This window comes from Micromonospora sp. NPDC018662, from assembly GCF_044391475.1.
Classification (GTDB): domain Bacteria; phylum Actinomycetota; class Actinomycetes; order Mycobacteriales; family Micromonosporaceae; genus Micromonospora.
Genome location: NZ_JBISAC010000004.1, coordinates 353984 through 372426, shown reverse-complemented (window position 1 = coordinate 372426; position 18443 = coordinate 353984). Strand labels below are relative to the sequence as shown.

Here is an 18443-nt window from a genome sequence, read left to right as displayed (position 1 = left end):
ACCATGCGGGCACCAGCGGAACGCGAACCGGGCACGGCAGGCGGCGGGCGGGGGTGGCGGATCGCCGGGCTGGCCGCCGTGGCCGGGCTGGCGTGGGCGGCGCGTGACGTGCCGGCCCAGCTCGGTGGCCGGCTCACCGGCGCCCGGGCGGAACGGGCCGCCCGGTCACCGCGGTTCCGCGACGGCACGTTCCACAACCCGACCGGCACGAACGCCACGATGGTCGCCGACCCGGGCCGCAACCTGGTCCGGGAGCTGATCTTCGGCAAGCAGAAGCGGCGGCCGGGCAGCGCCGTGCCGCTGCTGCGCCCGGCCGACGCCGCGCCCGCCGACCCGGCCGACGAGCTGAACGTGATCTGGTACGGCCACGCCTCGACGCTGGTCGAGATCGAGGGCCACCGGGTGCTGCTCGACCCGGTGTGGAGCGACAGGTGCTCGCCGTCGACGCTGGTCGGCCCGCGACGCATCCACGAGCCGCCGGTCCGCCTGGACGAGCTGCCCCGGCTGGACGCCATCCTGATCTCGCACGACCACTACGACCACCTGGACATGGCGACGGTCCGGGGGCTGCTGACCCACCAGTCCGCGCCGTTCCTGGTGCCGCTCGGCGTCGGCGCCCACCTCGACCGCTGGGGCGTGCCGCCGGACCGCATCGTCGAGCTGGACTGGTCGGAGCGCCACCGGGTCGGCGGCCTGACGCTGACCGCCACCGCCGCGCAGCACTTCTCCGGGCGCGGGCTGCGCCGCGACGGCACGCTCTGGAGTTCCTGGGTGGTGGCCGGCGCACGGCGGAAGGTGTTCTACACCGGCGACTCCGGCTACTTCGACGGCTACGCCGGCATCGGCGCCGAGCACGGCCCGTTCGACGTCACGCTCATGCAGATCGGCGCGTACGACCGGGCCTGGCCGAACATCCACATGTTCCCGGAGGAGGCGGTCGCCGCCCACCTCGACGTGCGCGGCGAGCTGCTGGTGCCGGTGCACTGGGGCACGTTCAACCTGGCCCTGCACGACTGGTCCGAGCCGGTGGACCGGCTCTGGGCCGAGGCGAAGGCCCGCGGCGTCCGGCTGGCGGTGCCGCGCCCCGGCGAGCGGGTCGTGGTCGACGAGCCGCCGTCGGTGGACGGCTGGTGGCAGGCGGTCGCCTGACGCCTCAGAGCACGAACGCGTCGGTCCACAGCGCGCCGGAACGCCCGGAGAGCGCGTCCAGCATCGCCACCGCCTGACCGTCGGTGAGCTGCGCGACGAAGTCGACGATGGCCCGGCCCCGGGCCCGACCGATCCGGTCCGGGGTACGCGGGTGCAGCTCCGCCTCGGCCAGCTCCACCAGGTCGTGCAGCCGGCGGGGCAGCCGGGACTCCTCCTCCGGGTCCAGCAGCCACTCCCAGAGCGCCTCCACCAGCGTGTCCAGCAGCCGCGCCTGGCCGCGCTGGTGTAGCGCCAGGTCCGGACGGGCGAGCACGAACCGGTGGTGGACGAACTTGAGCACCTGCACCTCGTGCCACTGCGCCTTGCCCAGCAGCACGTACCCGGAGCGGACGTCCGGCTCGCCGGTCACCGTGATGGCGTCCACGAAGCGGGTGGACCAGCGGGCGGAGAAGCGGGCGACGTACTGCTCCGCCTCGATCGATCCGTCGAACGGCAGCGCCAGCAGCCCCTCCACCAGTTCCTCGCGGACGTGCTCGACCGCCGCGGCGAACGCCTCGTCGTCGGCGATCCAGCCGTCCTTGCGGTGCAACTGGCGGCGGAGCCGCTCGATCGCCGCGCCGGGTCGCCGGCCGGCGGTGTCCAGCGCCGAGGCGGTGATCGACCGCAGGTGCCCGGACTCGCGTTGCCAGGCCATCAGCTCGGCGGCCACCGCGCCCTGCTGGAGCACCCCGACGCGATAGAAGTCCTCCACGTCGTGGATGGCGTACGCGATGTCGTCGGCGGTGTCCATCACGGACGCCTCCGGCGTCTGCTGCCAGTCCGGGATCCGCCCGGCGAACGGCTCCCGGGCCGCCCGCAGGTCGTCCAGCTCGGTCCGGTACGCGCCGAACTTCAGCGACCCGCTCTCCGGGTCGTCGGGCGGCGACGCGGCACCCCGGGGCGCCGGGTCGAGGTGCCGCGGATGCGGGTCGGGGTGGTCCAGGCGGGTCCACGGATATTTCAGCATCGCCGCCCGGACCGCGGCGGTCAGGTCCAGCCCGGTGGTCGCGGCGCCGCGGATCTCGGTGCTGGTGACGATCCGGTACGACTGGGCGTTGCCCTCGAAGCCGTCCGGCAGCCCGAGCCGCTGCCGCGCCAGCCTGTCCAGGACCCGCTCCCCCAGGTGCCCGAACGGCGGGTGTCCGAGGTCGTGGGCGAGCGCGGCGGCCTCGACCACGTCCGGGTCGCAGCCGCCCAGTTTCTCCAGCAGGTCCCGGTGGGCCTCATCGGCGGTCAGCCGTTCGGCGATCGCGCGGGCGACCTGGGCCACCTTCAGGCTGTGGGTGAGCCGGTTGTGCACCAGCAGCCCGGAGCCGCCGGGGCTGATCACCTGGGTGACGCCGTTGAGCCGGGCGAAGAACGGCGACGAGACGATCCGGTCCCGGTCGGCCCGGAACGGGCCGGCGGCCAGGTCGCCGAGCGCCCGGGCGCTGCCCCCGAAGAGTCGCCGGGCCCGGGGATCCGCAGGTGCCTCCATGATCGCCACGCTAGCGCAGCCGCCGGCGGTCGGGGCGGGGTGCTCCTAGAGCCGCTCCACGACCGGTCCCGAGCACCGGTTGCGGGCGTCGAAGACGTAGCGGGCCCGACCGGCGACCATCTCGTAGTCGAACACGTCGTGGTCGGTCGCGACGATCACCGCGTCGGCGGCGTCGACCTCGTGCTCGGTCAGCGGGACGACCAGCACGCCGGCGGGAATCTGGTGCGGCTCGGCGTACGGTTCGGCGGCCCGGACGTCCGCGCCGAGGTCGCACAGCCGACGCGCGACGTCCACCGCCGGCGAGTCGCGCATGTCGCCGGTGTTCTTCTTGTACGCCAGGCCGAGCATCAGCAGCCGGGCGCCACTGACCGCCCGGCCGGCCCGGTTGAGACCGGCCATGATCCGCTGGGTGACGTGCTCGGGCATCTCGTGGTTGACGTCGTTGGCCAGCTCGATGAACCGGAACTGCCGGCCCAGCCGCCGCTTGACCTGCCAGGACAGGTAGCAGGGGTCGATCGGGAGGCAGTGGCCGCCGACGCCGGGTCCGGGCCGGAACGGCATGAACCCGAACGGCTTCGTCTCGGCCGCGTCGATCGCCTGCCAGACGTCGATGCCGAGGTGGTGGGAGAGGATCGTGAGTTCGTTGATCAGACCGAGGTTCACCTGGCGGAACGTGTTCTCGATCAGCTTGGTCAGCTCCGCGACCCGGGTGGACGACACCGGCACCGTCCGCGCCACGATCCGGCGGTAGAAGCTGTCCACCCGCGCCAGCGACGCGGCGTCCACGCCGGAGACCACCTTGGGGGTGTTCTCCAGTCGCCACGTCGGGTTGCCCGGGTCGATGCGCTCGGGGCTGTAGCCGAGGTGGAAGTCGTCCGGGCTCTGGAGTCCGCTGGTCGACTCCAGGAGCGGGCGCAGCAGTTCCTCGGTCGTGCCCGGGTAGGTGGTCGACTCGAGCACCACCACGCAGCCCCGCCGGAGGTAGGGACCGATCCGGTTGCCGGCCTGTTCCACGTAGCTGAGGTCGGGTGTGCCGTCCCGCAGCGGGGTGGGCACCGTGATCACGCAGAAGTCGAAGCCCTCGGCGTCGGCGTAGTCGGTGCTCGGCAGGTAGCGGCCGCTGCCGAGCGCCCGGCCGAGCCGGTCGGCCGGGATGTCCTCCACGAAGGACTCGCCCGAGGCGAGGCGCTTCACCCGGTCGGAGTCGACGTCGAGCCCGACCACGTCCAGGCCGGCCTCGACCGCCCGCATCGCCAGCGGCAGGCCGACGTATCCCTGGCCGATCACGACCAGCTTCTCACCGCTCACGCTTGCTCCAGGGACGCAGGATCATCTGTGTGGAGGCTAGTGGGACCTCTGGTGCTTTAAGTCCCTTTTCGGGATATTCGCGGGCACCGGACCCGCCGGGCTGCGGGCCGGTTCGCGCGGGACGGCAGAATGCACGACGAACCCACCCGAGAAGGCGGATCAAGATCGTGACTCAGTCTGTGCACCAGCGGATCGCCGAGGAGCTCGGCGTCGCCGAGCGTCAGGTGCGGGCGGCCGTGGAGCTGCTCGACGGCGGCGCCACCGTGCCGTTCATCGCCCGCTACCGCAAGGAGGCCACCGGCACCCTCGACGACGCGCAGCTGCGCACGTTGGAGGAGCGACTGCGCTACCTGCGGGAGCTGGACGAGCGACGCGCCGCGGTGCTGGAGTCGATCCGCGGCCAGGGCAAGCTCGACGAGGCGCTGGAAGCCCAGATCCTGGCGGCGGACTCGAAGTCCCGGCTGGAGGACATCTACCTGCCGTACAAGCCGAAACGGCGGACCCGCGCGCAGATCGCCCGCGAGGCCGGGCTGGAGCCGCTCGCGGACACCCTGCTCGCCGACCCGGCCCAGGACCCGAAGACGGTAGCGGCCGGCTTCGTCGACGCCGACCGGGGCGTGGCGGACGCCGCCGCCGCGCTGGACGGGGCCCGGGCCATCCTGATCGAGCGGTTCGCCGAGGACGCCGACCTGATCGGCACGCTCCGCGAGCAGATGTGGTCGCGGGGCCGCTTGGTCTCCCGGGTACGCGAGGGCCAGGAGGCCGCCGGCGCCAAGTTCGCCGACTACTTCGACTTCGCCGAGCCGTACCCGAAGCTGCCGTCGCACCGGATCCTCGCCGTGTTCCGCGGCGAGAAGGAGGGTGTGCTGGAGCTGACCATGGACCCGGAGGCCGACGGCGACGCCGCGGTCACCGGACCCAGCCGCTACGAGGCCGCCGTGGCCGGACGCTTCGGCATCAGCGACCAGGGGCGGCCCGCCGACCGGTGGCTCGCCGACACGGTGCGCTGGGCCTGGCGTACCCGGATCCTCATCCACCTGGGCGCGGACCTGCGGATGCGGCTCTGGCAGGCGGCCGAGGAGGAGGCCGTGCGGGTCTTCGCCACCAACCTGCGCGACCTGCTGCTCGCCGCGCCCGCCGGCGCACGGCCCACCATGGGTCTCGACCCGGGACTGCGGACCGGGGTGAAGGTGGCGGTGGTCGACGCCACCGGCAAGGTGGTCGCCACCGACACCATCTATCCGCACGAGCCGCGCCGGCAGTGGGACGCCTCGCTGCACACGCTCGCCACGCTCGCCGCGGCGCACGGCGTCGAGCTGGTCGCGATCGGCAACGGCACCGCCAGCCGGGAGACCGACAAGCTGGCCGGTGACCTGATCAAGCAGCACCCGGAGCTGAAACTGACCAAGGTGGTGGTCTCCGAGGCCGGCGCGTCGGTCTACTCCGCCTCCGCGTACGCCTCGCAGGAGCTGCCCGGGCTCGACGTGTCGCTGCGCGGGGCGGCGTCCATCGCCCGGCGCCTCCAGGACCCGCTCGCCGAGCTGGTGAAGATCGACCCGCGCTCGATCGGCGTCGGGCAGTACCAGCACGACCTGTCCGAGGTGAAGCTGTCCCGCTCGCTCGACGCGGTGGTCGAGGACTGCGTCAACGCGGTCGGCGTGGACGTCAACACCGCCTCCGCGCCGCTGCTCACCCGGGTCTCCGGCATCGGCGCCGGGCTGGCCGAGAACATCGTGCTGCACCGCGACGCCAACGGGCCGTTCCGCACCCGGACCGAGCTGAGGAAGGTGGCCCGCCTCGGCCCGAAGGCGTTCGAGCAGTGCGCCGGCTTCCTGCGCATCCCGGGCGGCGACGACCCGCTCGACTCGTCCAGCGTGCACCCGGAGTCGTACCCGGTGGTGCGGCGCATCCTCGCCGCCACCGGGCAGGACCTGCGCGCGCTGATCGGCCGGTCGGCCATCCTGCGCGGGCTGCGGGCGACCGACTTCGTCGACGACACGTTCGGCCTGCCCACCGTCACCGACATCCTCGCCGAGCTGGAGAAGCCCGGCCGCGACCCGCGCCCGGAGTTCCGCACCGCGACGTTCGTCGAGGGCGTGGAGAAGATCGGCGACCTGACGCCCGGGATGGTGCTGGAGGGTGTGGTCACCAACGTGGCCGCGTTCGGCGCGTTCGTCGACGTGGGCGTGCACCAGGACGGCCTGGTGCACGTCTCCGCCATGTCGCACACGTTCGTCAAGGACCCGCGCGACGTGGTGAAGTCCGGTGACGTGGTCACGGTGCGGGTGCTCGACGTGGACGTGCCGCGCAAGCGGATCTCGTTGACGCTGCGCCTGGACGACGAGGCGCCGGCCGGCGGCGGACGCCCGGCCGGCGGCGAGGGCCGCCGGGACCGCGACAGCCGAGGCGGTACGGGCGACGGCCGTCCGGGCGGTTCGGGCCGCGGCCAAGGCGGCGGTCAGGGCGGCCCGCGCGGCGGGCAAGGCGGCGGCCAGCGCGGCGGGCAAGGCGGCGGCCAGCGCGGCGGGCAAGGCGGCAGCCGGGGCGGCCAGGACCGTGGTCAGGGCAGCGGCCAGCGTGGGGACCGGGGCGGTTCGCAGCCGCGTCAGGGGCGCGGCGGTGGGGCCTCCGCGCCGGTCAACGACGCCATGGCGGAAGCGTTGCGCCGCGCCGGACTGGCCTGACCGTCGCCGGTCCCGGCACTGTCGAGCTGATGGCACGAACGACTCAGCGCGGTGAGGTCAGGAACGAGTCAGCTCGACAGTGCCGCGAGTCAGCTCGGCAGTGCCGCGAGGCGACGTGGCGCACCAGGCCCCGGGGTGGCGTCCGCCGGGCATGGCGACCACGGTGCACGCGTGGGTCACGCGGCGCGGGCGTACCCTCGCGGGCGTGGGTGTGGACGACGACTCGGAGTGGCGGGAGCGGCAGCGCCGGGCCGTGGCGGCCCACGCGGTGGCCGACGCCCGGGAACGCGCCGCGGAGCAGGCGGAGGCCGCGAAGCTGGCAGCCGCGTTCGCGGCCGAGGCGCTGCGGCGCGGGCTGGCGACCGACCGGCTGATCGCGACCGCCCACGACGGCCGCGGTCGCTACCGCACCCGGATCACCGGCTGGTACGTGGACCGGGCGCGCAGCCGGGCGGTGGACACCGAGGGCCGTTTCTATCTGCTCAGCGTGCCGCCGAGCCTGCGGTCGCGGCTGCTCGGCGCCGAGCCGCCGCCGAGCGCGCCCCCGCTGGTGGTCGGCCGGGGCGGCCGGGACGGCGAGTCCGTTCCACTGGCGACGCTGCTCAACCGGCGTCTCGAGGCGGGCGACGACTGGCGCTGACCGGCTCCGGCCGGCCGGCCCGCTGGCGTGGCACGCCCCGGGCGGACCGCCGCTCGACCCGCCGCCACCAGAGGAGCTGCACGACCAGGGTGAGCAGGCCGGCCAGCACGATGGCGGCCAGGTTGATCACCAACTGGAGGGCGGAGCCGGTCGCCTCGTGCCACACCCCGTACGCCGTGGCGACTGCCACGTTCGCGGCCGCCGGCACGGTCGTCACCGAGATCAGCACGCCGACCAGCGAACCGGACTTCTTCGAGGTCAACGACAGCATGCCGGCGACGCCGGCGAGCAGCCCGACCACCCAGGAGAGCGCGTCCGGCCGCCAGATGAAGTCGGTCAGCGGACGATCGTCCAGCAGCATGTCCCGGCTGACCAGGCCGGCCGCGGTGAGCGCCCAGGTGCTCAGCACGGTCGCCACCATGGCGACGAGGAAACCGACAGTCAACGCCTGGACCGAACGGCCGACCACGCGCGGCTGACGCCGCAGCAGCGCCACGGAGAGCGCGGCGAGCGGCCCGAACTCCGGGCCGACCACCATCGCGCCGACGATCAGGATGGGCTGGTCGAGCAGCACCCCGATCCCGGCGATCATGGTGGCCACCACGATCAGCGCGAGGAAGGTGCCGGTGAGCACCGTCTGCTCCCCGGTCTTCGCGGCGATCTCGTCCCAGACCACGGCGTCCTCGCCCTGGCCGGGAGCGTTGTCGGCGGCCCGGTCGGCCGCTGCGGAGAGCGTCAGCTCCACGTCCTCGGCGGCGATCGCCCCGTGCGTCTCGATACCGAGCTCGCGCAGCTTCCGCAGCACGCCGTCGGCGCTTTCCCGGACCACGTCGCAGGTGACGTAGTCGCCGGCCGGTTGGCGCGCGGCGCCGGGCAGCACCACGACGTGCGTCACGCCGGGGTCGGCGGCCAGCAGGTCGACCACCGTCGACGACTGGGCACTGGGTGCGATCACCCTCAGGTGCAGCACGGGCTGCCTCCTGGTTCTCGGGGAGGGGCGGGGCGGGACGGCAGCACCCTATCGCTACCCGTGTCCTCGGGTTCGAGTCGGCGTTGATCCGACCGGGATCATCACTCGGTGCACTATTTGGGGCATGTGACGCCGATTGCTGTGCTAAATCCTTTAAAGGAGCTTTGCCTGATCGGGAGGTGGGAGCAGTGCCGGTTGCTGGCAGCGTGACAATCGACGGTCCCCGGCGGCCGGGCCGATCGGACCCGGGCAAGCGCGCGATCGACCTCGTCAGCGCCGTCGTCCTGCTCGTGCTGCTCGCACCGGTGATCGCCACGGTGGCCCTGCTCGTCGCCGTCGGGCTCGGCCGGCCGGTGCTCTTCCGGCAGTGCCGCACCGGTCGTCACGGCGAGCCGTTCGAACTGGTCAAGTTCCGCACGATGCGGCCGCCCGATCCCCGCCGCGGGCTGGTCGGGGACGCCGAGCGACTCACGTCGCTCGGACGCTGGCTGCGCTCCACCAGCCTCGACGAGCTGCCCACGCTCTGGAACGTGCTGCGGGGCGACATGAGCCTCGTCGGCCCTCGCCCCCTGCTGCCGGAGTACCTTCCGCGCTACTCACCCGGGCAGGCCCGCCGGCACGAGGTGCGGCCGGGCATCACCGGTCTCGCCCAGGTGCGCGGTCGCAACGGGCTGAGCTGGGAGGCGAAGTTCGACCTCGACGTCGAGTACGTCGACACCCGCTGTCTCCGGCGGGACCTGTCGATCCTCGCCGCGACGGTCCGCACCGTGCTCCGCCGGGAGGGGATCTCGGCGACCGGCGTGGCGACCGCTCCGGAATTCCTCGGCACCCCGGCCGGCGCCACCACCGCACGCGACACCGTCCTCGCGGGCTACCACGCCACGGCGACGATGGGGCCGGCCACCCTCCGATGACCGAGACCGTGCACCTCTCCCCACCCGACGTCGGGCCGCTCGAGGAGTCGTACCTCATCGCGGCCCTGCGCTCCGGCTGGATCGCGCCCGTCGGTCCCGACCTGGCGGCGTTCGAGACCGAGGTCGCGTCGCGGGTCGGCACCCGCGGCGCGGTCGCGGTCAGCTCGGGCACCGCGGCGCTGCACCTGGCCCTGCTCGGGGTGGGCGTCGCACCCGGCGACGTCGTCGTCGTCCCCACGCTGACGTTCGTGGCCACCGCGAACGCGGTCCGGTACACGGGCGCCCGGCCCGTGTTCGTCGACTGTGACGCGCGCACCGGCAACATCGACGTCCCGCTCCTGACGGAGCTGCTGCACCGGCTGCGCGCCCGGGGCGAGCGGATCGGCGCGGTGGTTCCGGTCGACATGTTCGGCAGTTGCGTCGACTACACGTCGCTGCTCCCGGCCTGCCGCGACGCCGCGGTGCCCGTGGTCGAGGACGCGGCGGAGGCGCTCGGGGCCGGCCACCACGGGCGGGCTGCCGGTTCGTTCGGCCGCGTCGGCACGCTGTCGTTCAACGGCAACAAGATCATGACCACGTCGGGCGGCGGGATGATGCTCTCCGACGACCTGCCGCTGCTGGCCCGTGCCCGCCACCTCGCCACCCAGGCCCGGGAGCCGGCTGCGCACTACGAACACCGCGAGGTCGGATACAACTACCGCCTCAGCAATCTGCTGGCCGCGCTGGGCCGGGCCCAACTGGTCCGGCTCGACGGCATGATCGGGCGTCGCCGCCTGCTGCGGGACCGGTACGCGAAGCTCTTCGCCCCGGTCCCGGGCGTGGAACTGGTGGGCGCCGAGGACACCGAGTCGAACTGCTGGCTGACCGTCATCCGGGTACGGGCGGACCGCTGCGGCTGGCGGGCTGTCGACCTGGCCGACCACCTCGCCGCCCATCACATCGAGACGCGACCGGTGTGGAAGCCGATGCACCGGCAGCCCGCGTACGCCGACGCCGAACGCCTGCTCACCGGCGCTGCCGACGACCTGTTCGCCGAGGGACTGACCCTGCCCAGCGGCAGTGCCCTCACCGAGCGGCAGATCGCCACCGTGCTCGACCTGATCGACGAGTTCCTGACCGCGAGGGCCGGAGCGACGTCCGCGTGACGCCGCTGGTCATCGTGGGCTGCGGCGGCCACGGCCGGGAGGCGCTGGCCATCGCGCGGGCGGTGACGGCGGTCGGCGGCCGACACTGGCACCTGCTCGGCTTCGTCGACGACCGGCCGTCGGAGCAGAACCTGAAGCGGGTGACGCGCCTGGAGGTGCCCTACCTGGGCGGGCTGTCGTGGCTTCGGGACGCGCCGACGGACACCCACCACGTCATCGGGATCGGTGATCCACGGGTGCGGCGCACCGTGGCGGCGCGGCTGGACGCGTACGGCATGCCGGCCGCGAGCCTGATCCACCCGGACGCGACGGTCGGGCCGGACACCCGGCACGGTCCGGGCCTCGTCGTCTTCGCCGGGGCCCGGGTCACCACCAACGTGACCATGGGCCGGCACGTCCACCTCAACCAGAACTCCACGGTGGGACACGACTCGGTGCTCGCCGACTTCGTCTCGGTCAACCCGCTCGCGGCCGTCTCCGGCGACTGCCAGCTCGCGGAGGGCGTACTGGTGGGAACCACGGCGGCGGTGTTGCAGGGGCTCCGGGTGGGGCGGGACAGCACCGTCGGCGCGGGGGCCTGCGTGGTACGGGACGTGCCCGACGGCGTCGTGGTCAAGGGCGTCCCGGCGCGTTGATCCCCGCACCGGTTCCGGGCCGGCGGAACGGACGGCGGGCCGACGCCGTGGTCGCCGGCCCGCCGTGTGCCGCGTCGCTCAGCGGCGGATGCCCGCCCAGTCGTGATGCCGGCGGACCGTGGACAGGACGAAGTCGACCACCCGGCGGGAGGTGTCCCGTACCTGGTAGTCGGCCGGGCAGGGGACGCCGTCGGCCCGAACCTGGTCGACCGTCACCCGGACCGCCTCCACCACGCCGGCGGGATCGAGGCCGGTCATGATGATGCCCCCGACGTCCAACGCCTCCGGCCGCTCGATCGACTCGCGCAGCGTCACCGCGGGGAAGGTGAGGATCGCCGACTCCTCGCTGATCGTGCCGCTGTCGGACAACGTGCAGTACGCCTTCGTCTGCAGATGCACGTAGTCGAGCAGGCCGAACGGCTCGTGGAAGGCGATCCCGTCCAGCGCCGCCGGGTCCGGCGCCAGCAACTCCAACCGCTTGCGGGTCCGCGGGTGGGTGGACACCAGCACCGGGAAACCCCACCGGTCCCGGACCGCGCGCAGGCATTCCAGCAGCCGGGTCAACCGGTCCGGGCGATCGACGTTCTCCTCACGATGCGCACTGACCAGGAAGTAGCGTCCCGGCGTCAACTCCAACTGGCGCAGGATCCCCGATGCCTCGATGTCGGCCCGGTAGTGCTCGAGCACCTCCCGCATGGGCGAGCCGGTGTGCAGGATCCGGCGCGGATGCAGTCCCTCGGCCAGCAGGTTGCGCCGGGCGTGCTCGGTGTAGACGAGGTTGAAGTCGGCGACGTGATCCACCAGGCGTCGGTTCGTCTCCTCCGGCACGTTGGCGTCGAAGCAGCGGTTCCCGGCCTCCATGTGATAGACCGGGACCCGCATCCGACGCGCCATCAGCGCGGCGATGCAACTGTTGGTGTCACCCAACACCAGGAGCGCGTCGGGCCGCACCTCGTCGAGCACCTCCTCGGTGCCGACCAGCACGCCGCCGAGGACCCGCCCCAGCGAGGTCGTGTCGACCCGGAGGAACCGGTCCGGTTCCCGCAGCCGCAGCTCCTTGAAGAACACGTCGGAGAGGGCCGGGTCCCAGTTCTGCCCGGTGTGGACCAGTACGTGGTCCACGGTGTCGTCCAACCGGTCGATCACCCGGGAGAGGCGAATGATCTCCGGTCTGGTGCCGACGACGGTCATCACCCGCGTCATCCTCGTCCTTTCTTCCTGCTGGCCGTCCGGTGCCGCACCGCCGTCATCCGACAGTCGCGGGTTCGCGCGCGGTCACCGGCTCCGGGTAGGTGTCCGGCCGGGACGGATCGAAGAGCTCGTTGGTCCAGAAGAGCGTGAGCAGCTCGGTGGATCCCGTGTTGACGATGTTGTGCACCCACATGGTGGGCATGTCCACGGCCACCGGGTCGTCACCGTCGACCGGGAACCGGACCACCTCGTCGTGCCCGACCCGGCGGAGACTGATCTCCGCCGTGCCGCGGACGACGGCGAACCGCTCCACCTTGGCCAGGTGGAAGTGCTCGCCCCGGGTGACGCCGGGGTGGCTGGTCGAGCAGAAGGTCTGCCCGGCTCCGGCGCCCGCCCGGACCACCTCGACCAGGTCGCCGCGCGCATCGCCGCGTCGGGTGAGGGCGATGGGCTGCTGGGCGGGGAAGCAGTGCGACCGGTACGTGTTGAAGAGCCGGACGTGGTGCCGGTCGGGCAACGGCGGGATCTGCCCGGTCCGGTAGCCGGCGGCGTGGTCGGCGAGCAACTCGGCCAACGCCCGCACGCCGATCCGCAGGGCCGGCATGGTCGGATCCCACGAGCCGCCCGGTGGCGCGTCGAGCAGCCGCGCGGCGGCGTCGGTCGCGTGCACGAGGTGCAGCTCGCGGTCCTCCCGTACCTCCGGCTCGTCACCGTCGGCGAGCATCCGGCAGAACGTGGCGACGACGGAGTTGTAGAACGGGCGTCCGTGCTCGCCGTAGAGGTTCGGCAGGCGCAGGTCGGCCACCTCGGTGCCGAGTTCACCGGCCCGCGACAGGATGTCGGCGGCGACCGACTTCGAATCCCCGTACGGCGTCCCGTTGCCCGCCTGGACCGAGTTGGCGTACGCCAGGGTCTTCGGCGGCGTCGGGCACCGTCGTAGTCCCCGCACCAACGCCGTCGCCAGCTCCACGTTGCCGGCGGCCACCTCCGCCGGATCGCCCCGGTTGACCCCGGCCAGGTGCAGCACCCGGTCCGCTCCGGCCAGCTTCCCGGCCAGCGCCGCCGGCTCGGCGAGATCCGAGCGCGTCACCACCACCGGGTCGGGCCAGCGCAGGGCGCGCGCCAGCACGCGTACGTGCCAGCCCAGGAAGCCCTCGGCTCCGGTCAGGGCGAGCTTCACGACGCGAGTGCCAGCTCGCGTGCCGCGAGTTCCGCGCGCACCTCCGGCAGGGTGACCAGCAGCTCGATGATCTGCGGTACGTCGAGCTGGGTCGCGTTGGCCGAGTTGAAGTCGGCGATCTCGGCGGTGGCCGGGTCGCCTTCGGAGACGTAGCGGGCGTAGTTGAGATCCCGGTCGTCCACCGGCACCCGGAAGAAGTCCCCGAAGTCCTCCGCCCGGACCAGTTCCTCGCGGCTGGCCAGGGTCTCGTGCATCTTCTCGCCGTGGCGCACCCCGATGAGGTCGAGCTTGGCCGGCACGTCGAAGAGCTGGCAGAGCGCGGCGGCCAGGTCCCCGACCGTGCAGGCGCCGGCCTTGCGGATGAAGATGTCGCCGGACCGGGCCTCCCGGAAGGCGTGCTCCACCAGGTCGACCGAGTCCTGGAGCGACATCAGGAACCGGGTCATCGCCGGGTTGGTGACCGTCGGCGCCCGACCTGCCTTGAGCTGCTCGATGAACAGCGGGATGACCGAGCCACGGGAGAACATCACGTTGCCGTACCGGACGCTGGAGACCGTCGTGGCGCTGTCCGGGTTGTTGCGGGCGTGGGCCTGTCCCACCTTCTCCATCAACGCCTTCGACATCCCCATCGCGTTGACCGGGTAGACGGCCTTGTCGGTGCCGAGCATGACCACCGACCGCACGCCGTTACGCTCGGCGGCCTCGATCACGTTCGTGCTGCCCAGGACGTTGGTGCGGACCGCTTCCAGGGGGAAGAACTCGCAGGACGGCACCTGCTTGAGAGCCGCGGCGTGGAAGACGTGATCCACACCGCGGGTCGACCGCAGCACGGTGTCGTAGTCGCGGACGTCACCGACGTGGTACCGCACCCGGTCGTCGCCGAGCACGCGCCGCATCGCGTCCTGCTTGGCCTCGTCCCGGCTCAACACCCGGACCTCGGCCACGTCACGATCCAGCAACCGGCGAACCATGGTCTGGCCGAAGGAACCGGTCCCACCGGTGATCAACACGCGGCGGCCAGTGGGCAAAGTATTCAAGGTAGCTCCTCGTCGTCACTGGTCAGGTGCCGGCGGCGTTCTTCCTGGTGGCGGCCGACACCACATGACGGGCAACGAGTTTCCGCCCCGCAAGAAACGGTCTAATCGGACATGAACCGGCTATATCGCATATTACTCCGATGAGGCCTTCCAGTCGGTATGTTACGTGCTGTCCATCCTGGTATTGGTCGACGCGGAATGGGGTTCGGGTGTTGCGGGATGAGGAGTTCCCCCGGGTGCTGGTGGTGGGGCACACGCCGTTCAGCCGGAGCACCGGGACGGCGATGACCCTGTCGAACCTCTTCACCGGCTGGCCGAAGGACCGCCTCGCGCAGGTCTACACCAGCACCCGGATCACGCCGTCGACCGATGTGTGCGAGAACTACTACCCCTACGCGCCGCGCGAGCATTACCACCCCGCGCAGTACTACGGCATGCGGATGCTGGGGTGGAACGGCCGATCGCCCCTGCAACAGAGCCGAGCCGTGGCCATGGTGGAGAAGGCCAGCAGTCGGCGTCAATCAATGGCTCGCCTCTACTCCCACATCCGGACCACCGCGGATCTGAGCCCCGTGCAGGTGTCGGCGGGGTTGGCGCGGTGGATGCGCGCGTTCCAACCCGACCTCATCTACTCCATGCTCGGCAGCGTCCGACTCACCAGAATCGCCGCAGCCGCCGCCCGCACCCTCACCATCCCCATCGTCCCCCACTTCACCGACGACTGGCCCGCCACCCTCTACGCCAACGGCGAACTGTTCGGCCTCGCCAACCGCACCGCCCGCCACGCCATCCACCAACTCCTCCACCACGCCCCACTCGGCATGGTCATCAGCCAACCCATGGCCGACGAATACACCCACCGCTACCACATCCCCTTCACCCCCTTCGCCAACTGCGTCGACGACACCTACTTCGCCCCACCCCCACCACCCACACCCCAACCCCACCCCACCGAACTCGTCTACATCGGCGCCCTGCACCTCAACCGCTGGGAATCACTACGCGACATCGGCACCGCACTCGACACCATCACCGGCACCGGCCACCCCGCCCGCCTCACCATCCACGCCCCCGCCGACGACCTCCACCAATACGGCAAACACCTCACCCACCTCCCCCGCATCCGCCTCGGCAACCCCCTCCCCGCCCACCACGTCCCCACCGCACTCCACAACGCCGACATCCTCGTCCACGTCGAATCCTTCAACCCCGACATCCGCCGCTACACCCGCTACTCCATCTCCACCAAAATCCCCCAATACCTCGCCGCCAGCCGCCCCATCCTCGGCTACGGACCCACCGAAGTCGCCTCCATGAACCACATCCGCACCGCCAACGCCGGCATCACCATCGGCGACCCCACCACCCTCACCCACCACCTCACCACCCTCTGCCAAGACCCCCACCTCCGCCACCAACTCGCCCACAACGGCCACACCTACGCCCGCCACCACCACACCACCACCACCGTCACCCACCACTTCGCCACCACCCTCAACACCGCACGACACCACGCCACCACCGACACACCCGTCCACCGGTAGGGGCCACGGCGATGACACTTCCCTCCCGATGGATCGCGTGCGTCGGACCGTTCCTCTTCCCGTGGGGTGAGGCGGGCGCACGACGCGTGCACGGCCTGGTCGGATCGATGGCCGCCGCCGGCTACCACGTGGTGGTCGGTTCCGGCGGCCCGGAACCCCGGGAGGCGACTCCCCTGCCCGGGCTCGACGGGCCGGGCTCGGTCCACCATGTCGGCCTGGGCGAGGTCCCACCACCCACGGCGGGCATGTTGGCCCGCTCGGCGCAGACGCTGCTCCTCTGGGGCCGCCGTACGGTCCGCTGGCTGGACGCCCAACCGACCCGCCCGTCGCACGTCGTCGTCAACGGCGGCCAGGCGCAGTACATGGTCCATCTTCAGCGCTGGTGTCGCCGCAACGACGTGCCGCTGATCGTCGACGTCGTCGACTGGTACAACGGCCGCCACGTGCGTGGGGGATACTTCGGCCCGCTGCACGCCAGCATGAAGCTGGCCCTGCGCTACTACTACCCCCGCTGTGACGGCATCATCGCCATCAGCTCCCGGCTGGAGGCTCACTACCAGCGCTCCGGCACACCGGTGATCCGGATCCCGCCCACGCTCGACGTCAAGAACCTCGACGTGCACGCCCGGCAGCGCGCCGACCGCACGAGCGACCTCACACTGGTGTACGCGGGAAACCCGCACGGGAACAAGAAGGACCTCCTGGCCACCGTCGTCGAAGCGGTACGGCAGGTCGACCGGGCGGGCGCGCGGATCGAGCTACGCGTCTACGGGCCCACTCCGGACGAGGTACGGCACCTGCTCGGCGGCCGGCCGACACCGAGCGCGGTGCGTTGCCTGGGCCGCCTACCGCAACCCATGGTGACCAACGCCCTGCAGGAGGCGGACTTCAGCGTGCTGGTCCGCCGTCCGGACCGGGCCATGCAGGCCGGCTTCTCGACGAAGTTCTGCGAGAGCCTGGCCAGCGGCACACCGGTGATCGCCACGCTCACCAGCGACCTGGGGCGCTATCTGCGCCACCAGGTCGAGGGCCTGGTCTGTGCCGACCACTCGGTGGCCTCCGTCACCGAGGCGCTCCACACGGCCGTACGACTGGACGACACCCGACGGGGGCTCATGCGCCAGGCCGCGCGTAGCCAGGCACTGGAGTCCTTCGACTACCGGACCTACGCGGAACCGCTGGGCGCGTTCCTGCGCCAGTGGGACCGAGGTCGACGAGGAGGGGTGGCGCGATGACGTCCCGCGGGTTGCTCACCGTCCCACCTCCCCGGATCGTCGGCGTCGGCCCGGAACGGATCCGTCGCGGCGCTTCGGCGACCGGCGACGCGCTCGGCACGGCTGCCCTGTGCATCGTCGCGTTCCTCGCCGCGGAGTCGCCGAGTTGGGCGATGTCCTACGGCGGCCCGCTCGCCTGCGCCGCGGTCATCCTGACCAGCCGGCTCCCCCACCTTCGCGCGCCGGATCTGTTCGCCCTGGTCACCGCCGGGTGGGCCTACGCCACCCGCCTGTGGACGGTCGACGCCGCGTACTCCTCGATCTCCGCTCCCCAGTACGCGTCGGCCTGTCTGGTCTTCCTCGCGGTGCGGCACGTCGTCCGGTCGACCCGACAGATCCTCGCGATCGGCTGCGCCTATCTTCTCGGCTGCGTGACGGCCGTGGACACGGTGATGCGGCACGCCTCCTCCGGGGTCGCGCTCGCCCGCGACAACGCCCTGGACTACTCGGTCCGCTTCGGCGTCGACGGCGTCAACTACAACTACACGGCGTACACGTTCGTCACCGGCGCCCTGATCGCGCTGGTGCTCGTCCGGCTCCGACCGTCACCCCGCGCCGTTCGCGTCTGCCTGCTGGCGTGTCTGCCGGTGCTCGCCCTCGGCGTGCTCCTCAACGGCACGAAGGGTGCGACCATCGCGCTGGCGCTGGCGGCGGTCTACCTTCCCCTGAGTGTGATGGCACCGCGGTCGATGCGGGTGTTCGCCGGCGTCACCACCCCGGTGCTCCTGGTTCTCGTACCGCTGGGTGTCTTCTCCGACGCGTGGATGCTGTGGTTCGACGATCTCTTCGGGCGGCGGACGGGCGACCTGTCGGGACGGCTCGAGATCTGGCCGGTGGCGTTGTCGAGCTGGCTGGAGGCACCGATCACGGGCATCGGCGCGGGCGGTTTCGCGGCGTTCCACGGCATCGGGCCGCACACGTTGCTGCTGACCCTGGGGAACGATCTCGGCCTGGTCGGAATGGTGTTGTACGCGGGCACCTTCGCCACCGCTCTCGCCGCGCCGCTCGTGCGGTCGGTGCCGCCGATCCAGCGGCTGGCCGGCCTCTTCCTGATCGCCCTGTTGCCGATCTGGCTGACCGGGCACTGGGAGTCGTCGCAGGGTGCCTGGATCCTGCTCGGCCTGCTGTCCAGGTTGCAGCCGCAGCACCTCGACGACACGTACCGGAAGGGTGTCGGCGACGGCGACCGGCAGTCCCCGCCGCCTTCCGGCATCTCGCCGTTCACGCCGGACCGTTCGTAGAGCAGGAGGGATATT

Annotated in this window: 15 protein-coding genes; 9 read left to right on the top strand and 6 right to left on the bottom strand. The window is 72.1% G+C overall.

What is annotated here, in order from left to right:
• The first annotated feature begins 3 nt into the window (after positions 1-3).
• On the top strand, positions 4-1149 hold the full coding sequence (locus ACH495_RS15205) for an MBL fold metallo-hydrolase (RefSeq protein WP_396858330.1): 1146 nt from the start codon (positions 4-6) through the stop codon (positions 1147-1149).
• A gap of 4 nt (positions 1150-1153) precedes the next feature.
• Here the strand turns inward: ACH495_RS15205 and ACH495_RS15200 are convergent, their stop codons facing one another.
• Both ACH495_RS15200 and ACH495_RS15195 read right to left on the bottom strand, forming a co-directional pair.
• Entirely contained in the window at positions 1154-2665 is a 1512-nt protein-coding gene (locus tag ACH495_RS15200; RefSeq protein ID WP_396858329.1) for a deoxyguanosinetriphosphate triphosphohydrolase family protein, read from the bottom strand.
• A 45-nt stretch (positions 2666-2710) separates the two neighbouring features.
• Entirely contained in the window at positions 2711-3973 is a 1263-nt protein-coding gene (locus tag ACH495_RS15195; RefSeq protein WP_396858328.1) for a nucleotide sugar dehydrogenase, read from the bottom strand.
• A 167-nt stretch (positions 3974-4140) separates the two neighbouring features.
• Here ACH495_RS15195 and ACH495_RS15190 point away from each other — a divergent pair, with 167 nt between their 5' ends.
• The gene (locus tag ACH495_RS15190) at positions 4141-6657 is read left to right on the top strand and encodes a Tex family protein (RefSeq protein ID WP_396858327.1); all 2517 of its coding nucleotides are present in this window, start codon (positions 4141-4143) and stop codon (positions 6655-6657) included.
• 205 nt (positions 6658-6862) lie between these two features.
• Positions 6863-7297 carry a hypothetical protein gene (locus tag ACH495_RS15185; protein ID WP_396858326.1) on the top strand — a complete coding sequence of 145 codons (435 nt, stop codon included), beginning with the start codon at positions 6863-6865 and terminating at the stop codon, positions 7295-7297.
• Here ACH495_RS15185 and ACH495_RS15180 read toward each other — a convergent pair.
• Positions 7260-8267, bottom strand: a complete 1008-nt coding sequence (locus ACH495_RS15180; protein ID WP_396858325.1) for a DUF389 domain-containing protein — start codon at positions 8265-8267, stop codon at positions 7260-7262. The genes ACH495_RS15185 and ACH495_RS15180 overlap by 38 nt on opposite strands.
• A 206-nt stretch (positions 8268-8473) precedes the next feature.
• Between ACH495_RS15180 and ACH495_RS15175 the strand changes: the two genes are divergently transcribed.
• Genes ACH495_RS15175 through ACH495_RS15165 form a run of 3 tightly spaced genes read left to right on the top strand, consistent with a single transcriptional unit; the run spans position 8474 to position 10961 of the window.
• The gene (locus ACH495_RS15175) at positions 8474-9181 is read left to right on the top strand and encodes a sugar transferase (RefSeq protein ID WP_396858324.1); all 708 of its coding nucleotides are present in this window, start codon (positions 8474-8476) and stop codon (positions 9179-9181) included.
• Complete coding sequence (locus ACH495_RS15170) at positions 9178-10326, top strand: DegT/DnrJ/EryC1/StrS family aminotransferase (RefSeq protein ID WP_396858323.1); 1149 nt, start codon at positions 9178-9180, stop codon at positions 10324-10326. The genes ACH495_RS15175 and ACH495_RS15170 overlap by 4 nt, the downstream gene beginning before the upstream one ends.
• Positions 10323-10961: an acetyltransferase gene (locus tag ACH495_RS15165; RefSeq protein ID WP_396858322.1), complete on the top strand. Its 639-nt coding sequence runs from the start codon at positions 10323-10325 to the stop codon at positions 10959-10961. The genes ACH495_RS15170 and ACH495_RS15165 overlap by 4 nt, the downstream gene beginning before the upstream one ends.
• A gap of 78 nt (positions 10962-11039) precedes the next feature.
• On the opposite strand, the gene wecB is transcribed toward ACH495_RS15165, so the two are convergent.
• The 3 genes from wecB to ACH495_RS15150 are packed head-to-tail and all read right to left on the bottom strand — an operon-like array spanning position 11040 to position 14342.
• Positions 11040-12164: a non-hydrolyzing UDP-N-acetylglucosamine 2-epimerase gene (gene wecB, locus ACH495_RS15160; protein WP_396858321.1), complete on the bottom strand. Its 1125-nt coding sequence runs from the start codon at positions 12162-12164 to the stop codon at positions 11040-11042.
• A 43-nt stretch (positions 12165-12207) separates the two neighbouring features.
• The gene (locus ACH495_RS15155) at positions 12208-13332 is read right to left on the bottom strand and encodes an NAD-dependent epimerase/dehydratase family protein (protein ID WP_396858320.1); all 1125 of its coding nucleotides are present in this window, start codon (positions 13330-13332) and stop codon (positions 12208-12210) included.
• Positions 13329-14342 (bottom strand): polysaccharide biosynthesis protein, encoded by a 1014-nt coding sequence (locus ACH495_RS15150; protein ID WP_396858574.1) that lies wholly within the window; start codon positions 14340-14342, stop codon positions 13329-13331. Before ACH495_RS15150 ends, ACH495_RS15155 begins: the two co-directional genes overlap by 4 nt.
• A 236-nt stretch (positions 14343-14578) precedes the next feature.
• Between ACH495_RS15150 and ACH495_RS15145 the strand changes: the two genes are divergently transcribed.
• From ACH495_RS15145 to ACH495_RS15135, 3 genes are read left to right on the top strand one after another with little or no spacing between them, the layout of a single operon-like run.
• Positions 14579-15913 (top strand): glycosyl transferase family 1, encoded by a 1335-nt coding sequence (locus tag ACH495_RS15145; protein ID WP_396858319.1) that lies wholly within the window; start codon positions 14579-14581, stop codon positions 15911-15913.
• An 11-nt stretch (positions 15914-15924) separates the two neighbouring features.
• Positions 15925-17148: a glycosyltransferase family 4 protein gene (locus ACH495_RS15140; RefSeq protein ID WP_396858318.1), complete on the top strand. Its 1224-nt coding sequence runs from the start codon at positions 15925-15927 to the stop codon at positions 17146-17148.
• Positions 17145-18428 carry an O-antigen ligase family protein gene (locus ACH495_RS15135; RefSeq protein ID WP_396858317.1) on the top strand — a complete coding sequence of 428 codons (1284 nt, stop codon included), beginning with the start codon at positions 17145-17147 and terminating at the stop codon, positions 18426-18428. The genes ACH495_RS15140 and ACH495_RS15135 overlap by 4 nt, the downstream gene beginning before the upstream one ends.
• Positions 18429-18443 lie beyond the last annotated feature (15 nt).

Coding starts and splice junctions, on each gene's coding strand:
- ACH495_RS15205 (WP_396858330.1), top strand. CDS start 4: ATGCGGGCACCAGCGGAACGCGAACCGGGCACGGCAGGCGGCGGGCGG.
- ACH495_RS15200 (WP_396858329.1), bottom strand. CDS start 2,665: ATGGAGGCACCTGCGGATCCCCGGGCCCGGCGACTCTTCGGGGGCAGC.
- ACH495_RS15170 (WP_396858323.1), top strand. CDS start 9,178: ATGACCGAGACCGTGCACCTCTCCCCACCCGACGTCGGGCCGCTCGAG.
- wecB (WP_396858321.1), bottom strand. CDS start 12,164: ATGACGCGGGTGATGACCGTCGTCGGCACCAGACCGGAGATCATTCGC.
- ACH495_RS15140 (WP_396858318.1), top strand. CDS start 15,925: ATGACACTTCCCTCCCGATGGATCGCGTGCGTCGGACCGTTCCTCTTC.
- ACH495_RS15135 (WP_396858317.1), top strand. CDS start 17,145: ATGACGTCCCGCGGGTTGCTCACCGTCCCACCTCCCCGGATCGTCGGC.